Source organism: Clostridium sp. FP1, from assembly GCF_011065975.2.
In the GTDB taxonomy this organism is placed as follows: domain Bacteria; phylum Bacillota; class Clostridia; order Clostridiales; family Clostridiaceae; genus Clostridium_AD; species Clostridium_AD tagluense.
Genome location: NZ_JAAMNJ020000001.1, coordinates 3,831,923 through 3,850,935, shown reverse-complemented (window position 1 = coordinate 3,850,935; position 19,013 = coordinate 3,831,923). Strand labels below are relative to the sequence as shown.

Here is a 19,013-nt window from a genome sequence, read left to right as displayed (position 1 = left end):
ATGAAGGATTTTAACTTTTTTGCTCCTTATACAGGGCATAAAAGAGATTATAAAAAAGAATATTATTATGTTGCTATTTTATCTATAGGTTTAGTCTTATTCATTACTTTTGCTTTTGCTTTTAATTATTTTAAGATAAGTAAGCTAAATTCAGAAATAGTGGATATACAGCAAAATTTAAGGTTAAAAGATAATCTTGTTAAGCTAAAAGAAATAGAAAATGAAGAAAAAAAATTAGCTGTAATGAACCAGTACTATGGCATAGTATCTAATATTAGTGATGGCATAAATAATAGTGATTTTGTAGGTAGTAAGTTAATGAATAAAATAAATTCCTGCGTTCCTGAAGGTGTGTATTATAAAGTCATGGCTTTTGATGCCAGCGGAATGCAACTTCAAGCTGAAGGAAAAGATAGAGAAACTATAGCAGTATTTGAGCGTACTTTAAGAAATTTAGATGTAGTAAAAGACGTTCATATTGCTAGCATAAATGCATCATCTAAGGAAAATAAAAATTTAACTTTTAGTGTAAATTGTACTTTAAAGGATGTTGATAATAATGAAGGTAACTAGAAGGGAGCAAATGCTACTAGGAGTTTTATTAATAATGTTGTTAGGTTATGGTTTTTATAAATTTATTTATACAAAACAAAATCAAAAGATAACTGAGTTGAAAATTAGTAGAGATACATATTCACAAAAATGGGAACAGGTTAAAGCAAAAATTGCATCAAAAGATAAAAAAAATGAAGAATATAAAATTTTAAATGCTAAAATCTTCAGTAAAACAGATATGCTGTTTCCATCCATAGAGCAGGAAAAAATCATAATGGTTTTAGATAAAATGATTAAAGACAGTAATCTACAAGCAGATGTATTAGGATTCTCAGAAGTAAGTAGTGGAAACAGGCAAGAAAGTACGGGGAAAACTGAAGCTACTAGTGCAAAAGCTGGAGATAAAAACAAAAATACTGTCAATGAATTGGACAAGTTGGTAAGTGGCTTTAATGGTACTAATAAAAAAGATGTTAATAGTGAAAAAACAAAGGATAGTAAGGTAGAACCAAATACCACAAATACTGATAAAGCTATTACAAAAGCTGATAATTCAAAATCTATTGGTGCATATAAAATGCAAGTTACACTTAATTTTAAAGGCACCTATGATGAACTTATAGGTTTTATAAAGCAAGTAGAGAAATATGAAAAAAAGATAATAGTAAGTAATATAAACATAGCTGCAGGTGAGGGTAGTGGTGTATCAGGAAATCTTATATTAGAGTTTTATGGTGTACCTAAGATTAATGGTAATGATAATTTTAAGTGGGATTATAAAGAACCTAGTGGGAAGGGGAATCCTTTTGTTGGTTTATCGTCTTCATTACAAGTTAACAATGAGATAATAACAAAGAAAGAAGAAAACAAAGAAGCAAAAAATGAAATAAAAAGTGACTTTGTTATGAGTACAAAACCTATAACATCTGATTTGCCAACTGTAAGAATTGGAAAGGCAAAAGATGAATCAAGACAATCATATATTTATGCAGACAATGAAGGAATAGAACCAGTAGAATTTTATTTTACAAAAACAGGAAATAAATATTTTTATAAATATAAAACAAGTATAGAAACATATCCTAAAGAAATTAGCAATTCTATTGAATTTGTACCTAATGGAGAAAAAGTAATTCTAGAAATTTTTTCGCAAAAAAGAGGAATGGGGTCAGATTTATCAGGAGCAAATATAAAAATTATAAATAATACTGATAAAGGTGTTGTTGTAAATATTTTAGATGATGATAAAAACAAACCGAGAGTAAATATACTAAAAGAAAAAGGTGACATTTCGGTTATTAGAAATTAAAAAGAGGAGAGCCTATGAAAGTCAAAAAGTGTAGCAAGGGTCTTACCTTAATAGAAGTGGTTATAAGTTTAGCTATTTTAGCAATAATCATCGGTCCTATTTTATCGTTAACATTAACTAGTGTGAAAATTAATAAAAAGTCTGATGATAAGCTTAATGCACTAAACTTGGCACAAAAAAGGATGGAGGAGGCCAAATTTTGCAGTAAAGAAGAGATTAAAGATTTTGATGAATTTAAAAAAGATGGTTACGGAATCATAACAAAATTTATGAAAATAGAGAATAAATCAGTTAGTGAGTATGAAACTGTAAAAGATGAAGATGCGGATGCTGTAGTTAAGATTAATAGTTGTATCATTAGTGGATGTAAGGGTATTGATTTTTTGCAAAAAGAAAATCAATTTATTACTGATAACACATTAAATGTTAAACTTTTACAGTGCAATGAAGGGATTACATTAAATGGTTGTAAATTTTTAAATTTATTGGAAAAGAATGATGAAATAAAGATAAAAGTGAATTTAACAGATTCTAATTTAGATGTAAATGTTTTTAATTATTGTAAAGATAAAAAACTAAAAATATTTTTTGTTAAAGATAAGTCGATTCTGAATTTAAATAACTTTATTGGTCAAATTGAACATTTTACTAGTTCTCCAATTGAACTTGAGAAGAAAAGTTATGATTTATATGAAGTTGATATAAAAGTAGAGAAGAAAAAAGGAACAGCAGTTGAGGTCTTGCAAGAATTAAAAGGATATAAAATAATTAAGTAGAGTTGATGGATTAGCAATGTTATTCCATCTTGTGTTTTAACAACATATATGATAAGGAAGTGATGATTTGAAATCATATAGAAAAAAAGGTTCAGCGTTAGTTTTAATTCTTATTGTATTTTCTGTATTAAGTATTTTGGGCATGGCTTTGATATCTTTAGCAGCTTCTAATTATAAATATAGAGTTGTTAAGGGCGAAGTTAAAAAGATCTTATATGCTTCAGAAGCGGGGATAGATGAATCATATAAAATTATAAGTAGTGTTGTGGAAAAAGCTATAAATTATGGAAATGAAAAAGTGGATATATTTACAAAAACAGAAATGGATAAGGAAATCAAGAAAGAGAAAAAGAGGGAAGATGAAAAGAAAAAAGTTTTAAACGGCGATGAATCTTTTATAGATGAAGAGTTTGATAAATCAAATCCAGGTAGCGAGTATATTAAAGTAAAAGATGATGGGGATTTTGATACAGACGCATTGGTAAGAGAACAAAAGGCACAATTCAATATTAGTTTTAATGAGTATGTAATAAAAAATCTAATTAAAGAAAACAGTAATCCATATGTGTTAAATGGAGTTTATAATTACAAATTAGAGGATAAAAATCCAAAGGTAGTAGTGAAGAATGGAGGAAGTTTGAAATTTATTGACTTAGGGATAAACGAAAAAAAAGAACATACATTAAATGTGGAATTAGAGTCTACATTTATTAATAAAAATGGTATGAAAAAAGTTATTTCAGCCCAATATGAGATAATAACGCCGGAGTATAAACAAATTTATTCTGTAGATATTAACAGAATAAAGATACCTAATATGGTGTGGTCAAAAGCTATTGCTGTGGATGGGAATATGTATGTAGAAGAAGGAAATTTAAATGTTGGTGAAGAATCAAAATTAGCTGATATTTATGTGAAAGGTAAAGACGAAGAAGATATACAAAAAGGTGAACATATAAAAAATAATGGAATAATTTTTCAATCTCAAGGATCGACAGTTAATATTTTGGGCAATGTAATGACTAACCAAGATTTTCTATTGTCGAAGAAAACGACGTGTACAGTCAATGGAAGCATATATGGAAAGAATGTAAAGGTTGGTAAAAATGATGACACATTAAGGTTAGAAGCTAATGGTTCAATTTTAACAGTTAATAATTCTGGTACAGTATATACTAGCGATGATTTAGAACTAAATTCAAATGCAAGTAAAATTCATATAAAAGGCAATTTTTATGGGATAGATGATGGAAGCTGGATTAATAAAGAGGAGGATGGATTATCTAATAAATCAAGTGCAATAATTATAAATTCTGATGATTTAGGAAATTTAGATGAAAATTCGCAATTAAGTATTGGGGGGCAGACAATAATTAGTGGAGTAGGTTTTATTGGGGGGATAAAAGATCCGATTTCTAATCTTCTTACTGAATATAAGACAGGAGAATCAATAGCCATAAAAGGTAATTATATAGCTTACACAGGTGCCTTTGACGAAAAAAAACTTATTGGTGATGGTAAAAAAATGGCAAAGGTAGATTTCAAATATTTTGATCCTTTAACTCTTGTATGGAAATTTAAAGATGATGCCACTTTAGGTGAGCTAAGAAATCAGCCTTTAACATCTGATTATAAGAGCAGATACTTTAAAACTTATTATGAACAGTACAAAGGTGAAAATCAATTAAAATTAAATGGTATAACTTTAGGTAAAAGGGTAAATGCAACGGGAGCTGTTGTGTCAGATGGGAAAATAATACCCCAAAATACTCCAATAGAAGAAACAGAATTAAAAACTGCAAAGAGTGAATTTAATAGAATGGTTAATAATATGGGCATATTAACAAAAAATGAAGTATATCCACGCTCACCTGATAATACGTTTGGAAAAGGTGAAGCAATCAATGGAATTTACAATTATAAAGTAAATATTGATAAGTTAAAAGATCAAGATAAACCTAATGGTGAAACTTTAATCTATATTAAAAAAGATTTTAATAATTACGAATTAGATTTTAATTCAAATGACTATGCAAGTGTAAGAAAAGGTATAATTATTGTAAATGGTGATTTAACTATTAAAGGAAATATTGATTTTACTGGTAGTATTATTGTCTCAGGTGATTTGAAAATCATTGGTAGTAAAGATAATACTATAAATATAAAATATGATAAAGATAATGTTAGAAACTTGATTAAAAATTATTATAATGTATTTGAAGGTGTATTTGTAAATGATAATAACGACAATGATGAATCGGTTTATGATATTAAATTAAATTCTAATTATGGATTAGATGTTAATAAGGATAAACTTATAAATAACAAGGATTTAGTTAAGTTGAAAAATTGGAAAATAAATTAAAATGAATAAATTTTATAACTAATATATATAAGATTGATACATAAGTATATTCCAAATGTGGTAATTAAATAAATATATGGATAGGAGAGGTGAGTGTGTATAATAAGAAAAAGGGTATAACTTTAATTGAACTTGTAATTTCCATAGCAATCTTATCTATAGCGCTTACAGTTATCTACTCTTTTTTTTCAACAGATTACAAAGCTATAAACAAAGCTCAAGTTGAACTAGAACTTCAATCAGAAGCAGAAAAAGCTATTGAAAAAATAAGTGATATAGCTATTCAAAGTAGTAAAATGGAAAAAAATAAAACTAATAATATTAAGTTTATTAAAGAAAACATAGAGTATGAATTTATTTTAAGTGGTGAAAATAATGCTAAAAAAAACAAAAAACTATATTTGCAAGTAGATAATACAGATAAGATTGAAATAGCTAAATACATTGAGGATATTATCTATAATAAAACTGAACAAAGAGATAAAATTATTGGTGTTGAAATAGAAATTAAATTAGAAAAAAATGATATTAAGAAGAATATTAAGACTAAAGTCTATTTTAGAAACGTAAGTTAAATAGGCAAACAGGTATGTGGTGGATTTTTAAATACAGTAAATAAGGACTTAGAATTGTAGTCACAGTGTGAGAAAACAATTAACTATACGATGGATAGCATTATAGATGGATATAGTGTTATTGAAGTTGTAGACAGTGGTGATAATGAAAAGAAGGCTGAATCAAAAGGGATTTCGATTAAAACGCTATCAATACAAAGATTAGAAGCTGGAGGAGAAAAATATAAGTTTGCATTAGATGATAGTACAATTAATTTCTATAAAGGGAAAGAACGAAAAAAAGAAATTTGTTAATGAAGTTAACTTTAGAAATAAAGATTAGAATATGGGGGAGAAATATGAACTTTAACAAAAATTTTAAAAGAAAGAAAAAAACACAGATGAAATCAATTGGAATTTTTTTAGTTATGGTTATGATCGTTACCATATTTGCAGGGGTTCCTAAGGTTGCTTTTGCAACAACTGATAATGCGAACGGGGATTGGAATGCTAAAACAGCACGCCAAATGAACACATCAGAGGCAGAACTTATGATAAGAATGGGCGATATAGACAATTTTGGAGGGGGATGGCCATCGAATTTTAATCCTTTTTCAGGAGATCAAACAAGGATGATAGCAGTTCCGAGTGCGGCAAGTGATGAACCGAATCCTACAGATAGAATTATGCTGCCAACTGGTTATGATTATGACTATGCAGGTAGGAAGGATTGGGGCATTAGTCAGAGAGATGCATTTACAAGAGATACACCTAGAAGCAGTACAACATTAAATAGTGTAGATATGTATTATGATTTAGCCAATTATCAGACTGGTTCAAAGATAGTGATAAAAGATGCAACACTTCAAATGTATTTAGGTGATTTGCAACCGAAAAATGCCGATAGAAAAAGTGGGGAGCTTTCTAATGGAAAGAATCAATATACTTTTACAATAAACGGGCAACGAGTTTCAGAAATTGAAGCACTTATTAATTCGTTGGATCAAACGGGATATAAGGGACAATTGGTTACGATGGAAATTCCAGAAAGATTTTTAAGTAATCTAAATCAAGGGCAACTGTTTATAGAAATAGATGATAAACAACAGAATACGACTGGAGATGCATTTGCTATTGACTTTGTAAAGCTTTTAATTAATAAAAAATCTACAAATCCAACAAATCCAACAAATCCAACCACATTGGATTTGTTAGATATTAGTAGAACTACAAATGCAAATAATATACAAAATGGAAATACTTTTACTGTAAAATATTTACTTGCACCAAAACCTATTCCTGTAACGGAATTTCAACCAGAGGAGAAGCAAAAAGATATTGTTTTGGTTATGGATACTTCTACAAGTATGAATTGGATACCGGGGTCGGATCGTGATCCTTACTACGATGGAGAGAAATCAAGATTAAAAATTATACAAGATGTTGCAAAAAAATTTGTTAATAAGTTTGATGGAAATGGGAATGTTAATATTTCTTTAGTGGAATACAACAAAGTGGGAACACAGAGTTTGAGATTTACTAACATGAACTCTGGAAATAGGAGTGATGTAAACACTAAGATTGGAAACTTGACTATGGATAACTTTACAAATACTGGCGATGGATTAAGGCAGGCTTATTATTCATTATTGAATCAAAACAACAACCATGATAAGTACATCCTTCTTATGACGGATGGAGAGGCAAATACTTATAGTTGTAAAAATAACTGGGAATATTCTACAGGTGAAGAGAATGCGCCATATTATGCTGCTTATAATATTATGTATGATATGTATGGATGGAATAATGGCGCAAGGCAAATAGTTGATACAGAAGGGTTAGAGTATGCAAAAATAATAGCTAAAAAAATAGCTAAAAAAATAGCTGATTCTGATATGAAAATGAATACTTTTATAGTAGGGTTTGGTACTGGAGCTGCAACGAACAATAGTCAAATAGCTACTTCAGCGGAGGGGTCTTATTATCCCGCATTAGATGAATCCAGTGTAAGTGCAGTGTATAATAAAATTTACAAAACCATTGATTCTGAAATTATTGCTAGTGCTGATTTTGTAGAAACTGTTTCTACTAACTTAGCCATGGTAGATTCACAAACTTTGCCTTATGGGTTAAAACAAGTAGGAACACAGATACAGGGTAAAATAAATGATATATGTTATAAATTGAGCCCAGATAAAAAATCTTATATAGCACAGAACCCTGTTACATTTGATGTAACTTATAAAGCGAATGGAACTGGAAATTATATTTTAGGAGATAACAATTCCTCCTTTGTAAATTATACAGCGGCAGGACAAACTGTGAAAAAATACTTTAATACTTTGATATTGAACGGAACTATTCTTCCAGAGGTTGGAATTCAGGTAACGGATTCCACAGGAAATGTGGGGGAGAAATATAGTGTACTCAATGGAGATACAAACCCTAGAGTGGATAAATTTTTAAATCCATCATATTTATGTGGGGATGCTTATGCCAATATGTCGGTAAAAGGGAATGCATTGAATTTTTTTCAATATCAATTTATCAATCAAAGTACGAACCCTCAAACAATGCCTTCAGCGAATTGGAATAAGATTGATTTACAGAATCAATCCTATAATGGAGATGTAGAGGCAGATAAATCTGGAAAACTAAAGTGGAGAACTTATGATGTAAATCATATGGCGACAATGAGCGATGAAAAAGGATGGAATGATCCGCAGAAAGTGTTTAAATATCCTTCTGATGCTACAGCGTATAAAACTACAGACATTTCTAGTAGTGTCGATGCATATGGAACTTGGAAAGATGTAGCACCTTATAATGTGGGAAACAGTACAGTAAATAAAAGGTGGGATACAAATTCTGCTTTCATGAGTTACTTAAATATTGGAGGAGAGTACAAAGAAGCATCAAAATTCTGGGGATATATTAAAGTTGACCAAGAGGGAGATTATGAATTTGGATCGGTCTCTGATGATGGATGCAGGGGATATATTACAGCAAATGGACAAACCAATGCATTTACAAATATGTTTAAAGTGCAAGGATCTACTTTTGGAAGCACACATGAAGTAGTTCATTTAAAAGCAGGTCAATATTATCCGATTTATTTGGAATATTTCAACTGGGGTGGAGAAGCTGAATTTAGAATGCTATATAGTAAGAATGGAGCAGTGGGAAGCAATAGTGAAAATGTTCCAACAGGTTGGTTTTATCCATCAAAAAGCAATGCACCTGGAGAATATGCGGAAAATATATTTACTGGAAATGCAGGGGTTAAATTGCCAATAGCACCAGGAAATTATTATATCGCTTACCAAACAGGAATGGGAACAGACATACAAAGAGAAGGATTCTATGGACCATTTATAGTGGAAAATAGGTTAACTTTAAGCAAAAATCTTGTTAGTGGCAAAAATATAGCGCCACTAAAGGCTGGATTTACTTTGCAATACACAATTAAGCCAAATGATGTACCTGTTAGAGATAGTTTTAAGGACACCGATGGAAGTTATAAGAATACAATCTCTTTAGGTGATATTACATTAACAGATGTGTATCCACAGGATATAGAAATTGATGGAACGAAAAATGCGGCAGTTATTGTAAATGGTCAAAGTAGTACACAGAGCATTACTGTGAATAATCAAAATAGTATTGTGAACTATAAGAAGGTTATAATGAAGGCTCTTGAGGCAAAACTCGCTTCGTCTATAAACTATACACTAAGAACGGTAAGTGGAAAGCAGATTTATAGGGCATCACCAGTAATTATTCAAATTCCATTAAAAGCAAAGGTTGTGAAAGATAATTATGTTTTAAGTGATTTGGGAAAATCCATTCTTACCTATACAGAGTTGAATGGTAACATGAAGGATCAAATGGAATTTCCGCAATTTAGCTTAAAAGTTATAAGCGACTTATTACCGCCAGTAATTACAATTCCGATAGATAAGACAACTACAAATATTAATAAACCAACGATTGCAGGAACAGGAGAAGTTGGAGCAACAGTAACAGTATATGATAATGTAAAGCCTATAGGCACAGCAACGGTAGCCCCTGATGGTAAATGGAGCTTGGTTCCAGCAAATGCATTAATAGATGGAGAGCATGAAATAACAGCAAAACAGACAGAGGTAGGAGGAAATGTAAGTGGGCAGTCAAACAAAGTTAGTTTAATAGTAGATACAACTATTATTATAAACCATGGAATGTTTATAAATGGTGTAGTTACTGATAAACCAGAGTATGCAATAGTAAAAGGTTTTAGTGGAAACTTTGGAGTAGAATTTAAAACATCAATTAAAAGTCCCAACATACAAATCGCAATTGATGATGAATTTACAATTTCTGATTTGAAATTGTATAAAATAATAGGAAATGGTCAACCAATTTGTGTTTCAAATATAGATGTTACAAGTAAAACTGGTAGTTTTAACATTACTATGCCTACGATAGAGGGTGATATAACTCATTTTATCTTTGCGTATAAAGGCACTGTAAAATCCAATGCAATTGTTGGACACAAGTTAACTAATCTTATAAAAGTAGGAAACAGCGTAGCAAGTCCTTGTAAAATTAACGTTGTGAGGTTACCAGATTTACAATAGCGAGTCTAACTTTTTTTAAAAATCATCCCAAGGGTGTAAAAATTACCAATGACAAGCTAAGGGAAAGTGTGTGCTGTAAAAAGTAGGGTCTGAAGGACATAGCAGGGTATCTATATATAAAAGGGCTTCGATAAATAAAATTTTATCGGAGCTCTTTTAGATTAAGATTAGATGTATGTAGCAATTAAATGTTTTGATGCTTATTCCTGGTTCAGTCATTGCTAATGTGTCTAGTATTTCATTAAGGTCTGTTTTAGATAGCTAAATTACTATTTAGCCTATTTCTTTGTTTAAGGAAAGCACAATATGGTATATAATAAAAATATAAATATATTTAAGGTGTGGTGATTAAAGTGGTAACAAGAGAAGTTTTAAATGATGGGTTTATAATGTCACCTAAGAATGATTTTGCTTTTCTGTGACGAGAGGTCGGTTTAAAAGCTGCCTAAGTATTAACTAAACTTTTGGGCTATCCCTACCATTTGGGGTAATGCTACCACAGGTGCATTTTTGGCAACAGAAATGTACTAAGCTGTTGGGACAAAGCGGGAAAAATGGGAAACCTTATCCTATCTACTGCAAGCATAAATGATGTGTTATGAACAGGATAAACAAACTGTTGCAAGGCTCGTTAAGTCAAACAAGCGAAAAAAGGTTGACACGCTTGGACAAAAAAGGTGAGAGATAAGGGCATAATGTCTGAAAATGCAGTATGCAAGATGGTCAGTATCTCCGGGCTATAGACAGGTTCTAAGGCACATTGAATTGGTTTTAAACTGGAACTCGGTAAGCCCTATACAGGCCCTTTTTTTATGGGAAGTAGAGGGTATAGGAAAGTATAAAAAGCGAAAGATCTTCTGTAATGGAAGGTATAACTCTTCAATATTTGGAGTGATCCGAAAGGATGCTGACTTATACTATGGTGCTTGATTACATTAAAGGAATGAATCTTACGAATAAGGGAGATGTGTATACTGTTAATTAAACAGACTGCAAACTTAGACGAAAAACAAGCAAGCTTTTATTGGAAAAGCATTGATTGGAAAAACATTGAAAAATTCGTTAATAAGATTCAAGCTAGGATTGTAAAGGCGACTATTAATAAAAATTGGAAACTTGTAAAAGAATTACAGCGAATGCTGGTTCATTCCCACTATGCTAAACTAATGTCAGTAAAACGTATAACAACAAACAAAGGTAAGAAAACACCGGGCATAGATAATATACTCTGGAATTCAGCAAAGAAAAAATGTGAAGCAGTAAAGTTGCTTAACAGTAAGAACTATAAACCTAAACCATTAAAAAGAGTAAATATACGAAAACAAAATGGGAAATTGAGACCGCTTGGAATAGCTACAATGCATGATAGAGCTATGCAAACATTATATATGATGGGATTGGATCCTGTTGTAGAAAGCATGAGTGACAAAACATCATTTGGATTTCGAAAAAACAGAAGTTGTGTAGACGCTATGTCACAAATATTTATAAACTTTAGTCGCAAGTCATCCCCAACATGGGTTCTAGAAGGAGACATCAAAGGCTGTTTTAATAATATATCACATAAATGGCTAACAGATAACTCTCCTATGGATACTAATGTATTAAATAAGCTTATTAAATCTGGATATGTATATAAGGGGAAACTATTCTCTACAAAAAGCGGAACCGCACAAGGTTCTCCAATTAGTCCTTGTTTAGCTAATTTTACTCTTGATGGTATAGACGAATTATTGAAAAGCACATTTAAAAGAAGTACAAAAATCCGAAATAATGAAAGACCCAAGGTTAATCTAATCCGCTATGCGGATGACTGTGCGCCACGAAAGCGTATTAAGCAACTCGCACGAGTGGCTTAATATAGCTATGCTATACAGATGATGGAGGAGGGCCCTCCGAAATCGCCATGCAGGTGGAGATTTCAAACTACCTTAAGGTGCTGTAATCAAAAGTTATGGTATTGAGCGTTAAGGAAAAGGCAGAGGTAATCTGTCAAGTATGTACTAAAGAGATGAATGAGCATGTGAACCACTTACGAAAATGTCGAAAGCGTAGAGATTCCATCAAAACCAGGGGGTGATCGTTAACTTGGGATAAGCCTAGAGGAAACCTGTTTACTGGCTAGGCGGTGGGCGGCATAAAGGTGGCATGAATTTAGTACAGGCATTTGTATGGAACGTGGGAACCTACGGCTTGATGTTAAGAGAGTATTTCAAGCAGAAGAACTGTGAGAAAAGAGTATCGATGCAAGCATAGGGGCAGATTGAGTCGTAGTAGTGAAGAAACTTCTGCAATGGAAGTGGAGCGAAGGACTTCGAGTTATTCAGTTTCAGAAATAAGTCAACTTTGAAAAGGAGGAGGAACTTATGACAGAAACAAAGCCGTTTAATATTTCTAAAAGAGCTGTAGTTACAGCTTATGAGAAAGTTAAAGCAAACAAAGGAACGTATGGAGTTGATGAACAGTCAATCGAAGATTTTGAAAAGAATTTGAAAAATAATTTATACAAAGTTTGGAATAGGATGTCATCAGGAAGTTACATACCCCAACCTGTAAGAGCTGTGGCAATTCCAAAGAAAAGTGGAGGGACTAGATTACTAGGAATACCTACTATTGAAGATAGAATTGCTCAGACGGTAGTTAAACTATATTTTGAGCCGGAAGTGGAGACTATGTTTTATGAGGATTCTTACGGATATAGACCTAATAAATCTTCAATACAAGCAGTTGAAATCACAAGAAAAAGGTGTTGGAGAAAAGATTGGGTTCTTGAATTCGATATAAGGGGACTATTCGATAATATCAGACATGACATTCTAATGAAAATGGTAAAGAAACATACAAATGAAGAATGGATTATTCTATATATTCAAAGGTGGTTAACTGCACCATTTCAAATGGAAAATGGAGAATTAGTTCCAAGAATTTCCGGTACCCCGCAAGGGGGTGTCATTAGTTCGGTACTTGCGAATCTGTTTCTACACTATGTATTTGATGACTTTATAACAAAAGAATTCAAAACAATTCCGTGGGCAAGATACGCAGATGATGCAGTAACACACTGTGTATCCCTAAAACAGGCTAAATATCTACAAAGACGCTTGCAAGAAAGATTCGAAGAATACGGATTACAGCTGAACCTTGATAAAACAAAGATTGTATACTGTAAAGATGATGATAGAAAGGGAGATTATCCAAATATATCATTTGATTTTCTAGGATATACATTTAAGCCTAGAGGTGCTAAGAGTAAATACGAAAAGTATTTTACAAGTTTCTTACCAGCGATAGCAGACAAGGCAAAGAAATCAATCCGAAAAGAAGTTAGAAGTTGGAGAGTACAGTTGAAGGTAGACAAAAATTTGTGGGATATATCAAATATGTTTAACAAAAAGATACAGGGTTGGATAAACTATTATACACATTTCTATAAAACAGAAATGTATGCAGTATTAAGGTATATCAATAATGCTTTAGTCAAATGGGTTCGAAGAAAGTATAAGAAAAGAAAACACAGACGAAGAGCAGAATATTGGTTAGGATGTATTGCGAAAAGAGATAGAAATTTGTTTGCACACTGGAAAATGGGAATATTACCAACAGCCGAATAATGGGAGCCGTATGAGCCGAGAGGTTCACGTACGGTTCTGAGAGAAACTAAGGGGGAAGTTCCCTTGGTTTACTTACTTTATTGTTACAGCTCCCGACAGTGAAACTGCTATAAAAGCAAAAGAAATAATAAAAAGTTTTTTAATCCAAAGAGGGCTAGAATTGTCAGATGAAAAGACAATAATAACTCATATAGATGAAGGCTTTGATTTTATTGGATGGAATATAAAGAAATATAAAGGTAAGTTGCTGATTAAGCCATCTCAAAAATCAATTAAAAGGGTAATAAGTAAAATTAGTGCGATTATAAAGGGGAATAAATCAGTAGAACAGGATATATTAATAATAAAGTTAAATCAAATAATAACTGGATGGAGTAATTACCATCAATGTGCTGTATCAAATGATATATTTCAAAAGATAGACCATATTACATTTCAAATGCTATGGAAATGGGCAAAAAGGAGACATCCTAACAAAGGCAAAAGATGGATAAAATCAAAATACTGGAAAGTACACGGTGCTAGAAATTGGGTATTCAAGGATAATAAGAAGCTGATTTTAATGAGTGATAAGAAAATAATCAGACATATACCACTAAAGCTTAATAAAAATCCATATACTGATACTCAATATTTTGAAGAGCGAAAGTACAAATTGGGAGCAAAGAAGCTAACCGGAATATTTAAAAAATTATGGGTAAAACAGAATGGAAAATGTACTATATGTGGATTATCAATGGACACTGCTGAAGAAAGAAGTATAACATATAATAATAATAATAATCCTATTGGAAATAAACAAAAGGATAAAGTATTATTAGCACATAGGGCTTGTACTTTAACCAATTGACCAATTATTAATAGAAACCGGCATTTTCATGCTAAAGAATGCTTTCAGGGGCTTGAGCCGTATGAAGGGAAACTTTCAAGTACGGTTCTTAGACGGGAAAGTGGAAGTAATTCCACCTACCTAGTCAGCAAATTATTATTTGGAGATGAAAAGAATAAAGATTTATTAATAGAATTATTAAATGCAATACTCAAAATGCCACAGGATGAATTAGAAGAAATAGAACTCATTAATACAGAATTATTAAGAGAGTTTGCAGAGGATAGAAAAGGTATATTAGATGTTAGAGCTAAAACCAAAAATGGTGAGCATATAGATATAGAAATTCAGGTTTTATATACAGCGTATATGGCCGAAAGAACTTTGTTTTATTGGAGTAAGATGTACAATGGGCAGATAAAATCAGGAGATACTTATGATAAGCTTGAAAAATGTATTACTATAAATATAGTTGATTTTAAGTGTATAGATATAAATAAGCTTCATACAAGCTTTCATATAACAGAAGATGAAACTAATGAAAAATTAACTGATGTATTAGAGATTCATTATCTGGAGCTACCAAAGTTATTTGATGATAATGTTCCTAAAGATGAAGATGAACCAGTAGTTCAATGGATGATGTTTTTGCAAGCAAGAAATAAGGAGGCGTTTTTGATGTTAGCTGAGAAAAATGAAAAAATAAGAAAAGCCTATAATATTCTTGAGGTTATAAGTAAAGATGATAAGGCAAGAGCTGCTTATGAATCAAGGGAGGCAGAACTTCATGATCAAATGACAAGATTAAAAAGTGCAAGAGAACAAGGATTAAAAGAAGGGTTGGAAGAAGGATTAAAAGAAGGATTAAAAGAAGCAACAATAAAAAATGCTAAGAATTTTTTGTTAATGGGATTAGCCGTTGATATGGTTGCTAAGGGAACTGGATTAAGTGTTGGAGAAGTTGAAAATATTAAGAGGAAATTAAATTAGAACTCCTTTGTGCTGTAGCAAATTTGTACTGGCAACGTTAGCATCACTATGTTACCTGTTATATTGTGCTTTATATCGAAAAATGTAAATTTAAAAACCAAATATCATAGCGAGTACTGGAATATAATATTCGTATATAGAAAAAGGCATCTGCTTACCTCAGGTGCCTTTTTCTATGGAATTATTATGAAGAATAAACATCTGAAAGTTCCACTTTTATACTTTCATTTCCGTTTTTTACTTTGCTACTGTATATATTATTTTCATGAAGCACCTTTGCTGAAGGAATAATAACTGTAAACTTACTTCCTTTTCCAAATTCACTTTCAACATTTATACTACCACCATGTAATTCTACAATGGACTTAACTAAACTTAAGCCAATACCTGTACCTTCTGCATTTCTTGATAGAGATTTATCTACCTGATTAAATCTATCAAATATCATATCCAAGTATTCAGGCTCGATGCCTACGCCATTATCCTTTACTGATATTTCAACAAATTCATTCTTATCCTTAATATCTACAAGTATTTCATCACCTTTATCTGAAAATTTTATGGCATTTGATATAAGATTTAATACTATTCTCTCTATCTTTTCTGTGTCACAGGCAATGATTTTTTCTTCTACATCTGTATCAAAAATAATATTTAAATCTTTACTGTCAGTAAAAGTAGTTACAGACATTACTATTTCCTCTACAACTTCGACTATATTGTTATTAGATAGGTTCAATTTGTAGAAGCCTGCTTCAATTTTTGATAAATCAACTATGTTGTTAATAATTTTAGATAATCTATAGGAATTTTGCTTGATAGAGTCTATATATTTAACAATGGAATTTTTTTTATCGTCAAGGGATCCACTTTCGCAATACATATTAAATAACTGAGCTGTTGCAAATATAACATTTAGGGGTGTTTTAAGTTCATGGGATATGTTTACAAGAAGTTCTCCTTGTGATTTTAATGCTTTTTCCATGACTATATTAGATTTTATTTCATTAGTAACATCTATTATTAAAATTAATATTTCCTCAATTCCTCCATTTACATCAAGGAGTGGTTCAAAGATAACATTCCAATAAATTTCATTTTCATTTACAAAATAACTTTGTTTATTCAAAAACTTAGTTTTCTTATCTTTTAACATATCACTAATACACAGGCAATATTCACTTGTATTTAATAATTCAAATAAATTGGAAGTCATATCATTTTTTATTTGATTGATTGATTGCACATTAGGTAGCAACAATTTAATAAAACTAAATGCTTTTTTATTAATATCAACGATTTTTAAATCGGGACATGATAATCTAATAACAGGTAAACCCAAAGTATCTATAATTCTGTTTAAGAATTCATTTCGGTTTCTTATAGCCTCCTCATGCTTAAAATAGTCGGTCATGTCACGGCTGCAAAGCACCCCTAAAGTAAATTTACCTTCATTGTCATAAATAGGTGTACCACTAACATCTATTTCTAATGTTTTATTAGGAGATTTTACTGTTAGTCTCATATTTTTGAATTTTTCACCACTTATAACACGTGCTGGAATATTTTCTAAATCAATTTTATCTCCATGAATATTATAAAACTCAGATTGGTTACACTCATCACCAATTTTGCCTGTGTATTCAGATGAAGGGAAATACAGTTCCCTTGCTGATTTATTAAGTAGTATATGTTGTCCTTTATTATCAAAAATAGTAATACTGTCAACTATATTTTCTATGATAGCTTCTAATAGATTTTTCTGTTCTTCGATTTTTTTAGATTGCTCAATTGTTTCAGTAATATCATGGAAACAGGATACTGCCATAGTTAAATCGCCATTGGTATTATAAATTGGGATTGAGCTAATTTCCTCAAAATACTCTTTATTAGGATGGCTTACGAATATTTTAGCATTTTTTACTATTTCACCATTTAACGCTCTAATTGAAGGGAAATTTTTAAATGGTATCTCATTTCCTTTCATATCAAATGCTTTAGCGTTTTTAAGAGCTTCACCTAAATCAATTACTTTGTCTGATTGATAAAATAACCGTTGGGCTTCTAGGTTTGTCATTATAATTTTACCTTTATTATCCGCAATCATTATTCCCTCAGATAAATTTTCAATTATATTAATTAGCCGTGTATTTTGATCTTCTAACTGCTCCTTTTGCTGCTCTATCATCTTGCTTTGATTATGTATACTCCTGTTTTTAAAAATCTTTTCAGTAATCTCAATAGAAATTTCATAAATGTATTTTATATTTCCATTTTCAAATATAGGTATTTTGGTAAAATCCCAATAAGTTATACCTTTTATAGGATCAGTAAATTCAAATTCTTTTGTATAACTAGGCTTCTGTGTTTCAACAACAGTATTCCAAATGTCTTCAGATGGGCTTCCTATAAATCCAGCTATAATTTCGTTAATAGGGCTACCTAGACTATTTTCCTCTTTATTAAAAGGCGAAGCCATAAACTCAAGATACTTTTGATTTGTTTTAAGCAATATCAAATCAGGTATACTGTAAACGGCTACACCGGATATATTATCTATAAATGAGTGTTCTACAAAAATAAGCTTGTCACTAAGTCTGGAATTTGTTTTTTCAACAAAGGTATACATTTTTTTATTTGTGACCATGTTATGAGAAAGTGATATATTTACTTCTCTTGCAGAAAGTGATTTTGTGAATATATACCCTGAATACTTACTACTAATATTTTGAAGAAGTATTTGGGAGTTGATTTTTAGAATTGCGCCTAGTTCTACAAGTGATTTGCCTAATAATTCATTCATTGTAAAGCCTGTAAAATCAATAAATTCTTTATTAATCTCTATTATAATGTTATCACATGAATATAAAGATGGTTCTATTATTATGTTATTAATAGTATTTTCCATGGTACACCCCAATTTTTCAATGCATATTTGTATAAACTTCATGGTGATAAACTAAGCACAATACAAATAGATTTATAATGTGCTCGATTTTTATTTTATATTGTCATTTATGTAAAAATTTAAGAATATAATTTTGTGAAAATAAAAGCAAAAGAGATAAATTCTATTAAGTAATTCGAAATTTCTTAGAATTTCGACATAACTGTTTAAAAAATTATAGCATATTTCTCATATTATTACATCCTTATTTTATTTGATTTAACGACATTTCAGAAGGAAAGTCACATGCTTTTAATTGAAATTTTTCCGATTTTACTAAGTCGGATAGAAAGATACAACCTGGAGAGTCTAAAGAAATTGAAATTAAGCACCACATAAATAAAAAATATCAATCTATTGATATTTTAGTTAATAAGTATAAAAAAAATGTGTGGAGGTAATTTTATAAAATCTTATTCCCGGATTATTCATGCAACACTAAAAAGCTATGACTT

The 19,013-nt window shown here is 30.8% G+C and carries 12 protein-coding genes; 11 read left to right on the top strand and 1 reads right to left on the bottom strand.

What is annotated here, in order from left to right; translation table 11 throughout:
• The 11 genes from G9F70_RS18700 to G9F70_RS18650 all read left to right on the top strand — a co-directional run bounded on the left by G9F70_RS18700 (position 1) and on the right by G9F70_RS18650 (position 15,611).
• Entirely contained in the window at positions 1-573 is a 573-nt protein-coding gene (locus G9F70_RS18700; RefSeq protein ID WP_164947016.1) for a PilN domain-containing protein, read from the top strand.
• Positions 560-1,864, top strand: a complete 1,305-nt coding sequence (locus G9F70_RS18695) for a hypothetical protein (protein ID WP_164947017.1) — start codon at positions 560-562, stop codon at positions 1,862-1,864. Before G9F70_RS18700 ends, G9F70_RS18695 begins: the two co-directional genes overlap by 14 nt.
• Before the next feature lie 14 nt (positions 1,865-1,878).
• Positions 1,879-2,640, top strand: a complete 762-nt coding sequence (locus tag G9F70_RS18690; protein ID WP_164947018.1) for a prepilin-type N-terminal cleavage/methylation domain-containing protein — start codon at positions 1,879-1,881, stop codon at positions 2,638-2,640.
• A 67-nt stretch (positions 2,641-2,707) separates the two neighbouring features.
• Positions 2,708-5,005, top strand: a complete 2,298-nt coding sequence (locus G9F70_RS18685; protein ID WP_164947019.1) for a DUF2572 family protein — start codon at positions 2,708-2,710, stop codon at positions 5,003-5,005.
• Between the two features lie 95 nt (positions 5,006-5,100).
• Entirely contained in the window at positions 5,101-5,580 is a 480-nt protein-coding gene (locus G9F70_RS18680) for a type II secretion system protein (protein WP_164947020.1), read from the top strand.
• 90 nt (positions 5,581-5,670) lie between these two features.
• On the top strand, positions 5,671-5,874 hold the full coding sequence (locus tag G9F70_RS18675) for a hypothetical protein (RefSeq protein ID WP_164947021.1): 204 nt from the start codon (positions 5,671-5,673) through the stop codon (positions 5,872-5,874).
• A gap of 44 nt (positions 5,875-5,918) precedes the next feature.
• Complete coding sequence (locus G9F70_RS18670; RefSeq protein WP_164947022.1) at positions 5,919-10,181, top strand: VWA domain-containing protein; 4,263 nt, start codon at positions 5,919-5,921, stop codon at positions 10,179-10,181.
• Positions 10,182-11,146: 965 nt separating this feature from the next.
• The gene (locus G9F70_RS18665; protein WP_224617527.1) at positions 11,147-12,040 is read left to right on the top strand and encodes a reverse transcriptase N-terminal domain-containing protein; all 894 of its coding nucleotides are present in this window, start codon (positions 11,147-11,149) and stop codon (positions 12,038-12,040) included.
• Between the two features lie 507 nt (positions 12,041-12,547).
• A complete protein-coding gene (ltrA, locus tag G9F70_RS18660) occupies positions 12,548-13,792 on the top strand; it encodes a group II intron reverse transcriptase/maturase (RefSeq protein WP_224617366.1) in 1,245 nt (414 codons plus the stop codon).
• A 160-nt stretch (positions 13,793-13,952) separates the two neighbouring features.
• Entirely contained in the window at positions 13,953-14,642 is a 690-nt protein-coding gene (locus G9F70_RS18655; RefSeq protein WP_224617528.1) for a group II intron maturase-specific domain-containing protein, read from the top strand.
• A 3-nt stretch (positions 14,643-14,645) separates the two neighbouring features.
• Complete coding sequence (locus G9F70_RS18650) at positions 14,646-15,611, top strand: Rpn family recombination-promoting nuclease/putative transposase (RefSeq protein ID WP_318011019.1); 966 nt, start codon at positions 14,646-14,648, stop codon at positions 15,609-15,611.
• Between the two features lie 184 nt (positions 15,612-15,795).
• Here G9F70_RS18650 and G9F70_RS18645 read toward each other — a convergent pair whose 3' ends face one another.
• A complete protein-coding gene (locus G9F70_RS18645) occupies positions 15,796-18,519 on the bottom strand; it encodes an ATP-binding protein (protein WP_164948036.1) in 2,724 nt (907 codons plus the stop codon).
• Between the last annotated feature and the right edge of the window lie 494 nt (positions 18,520-19,013).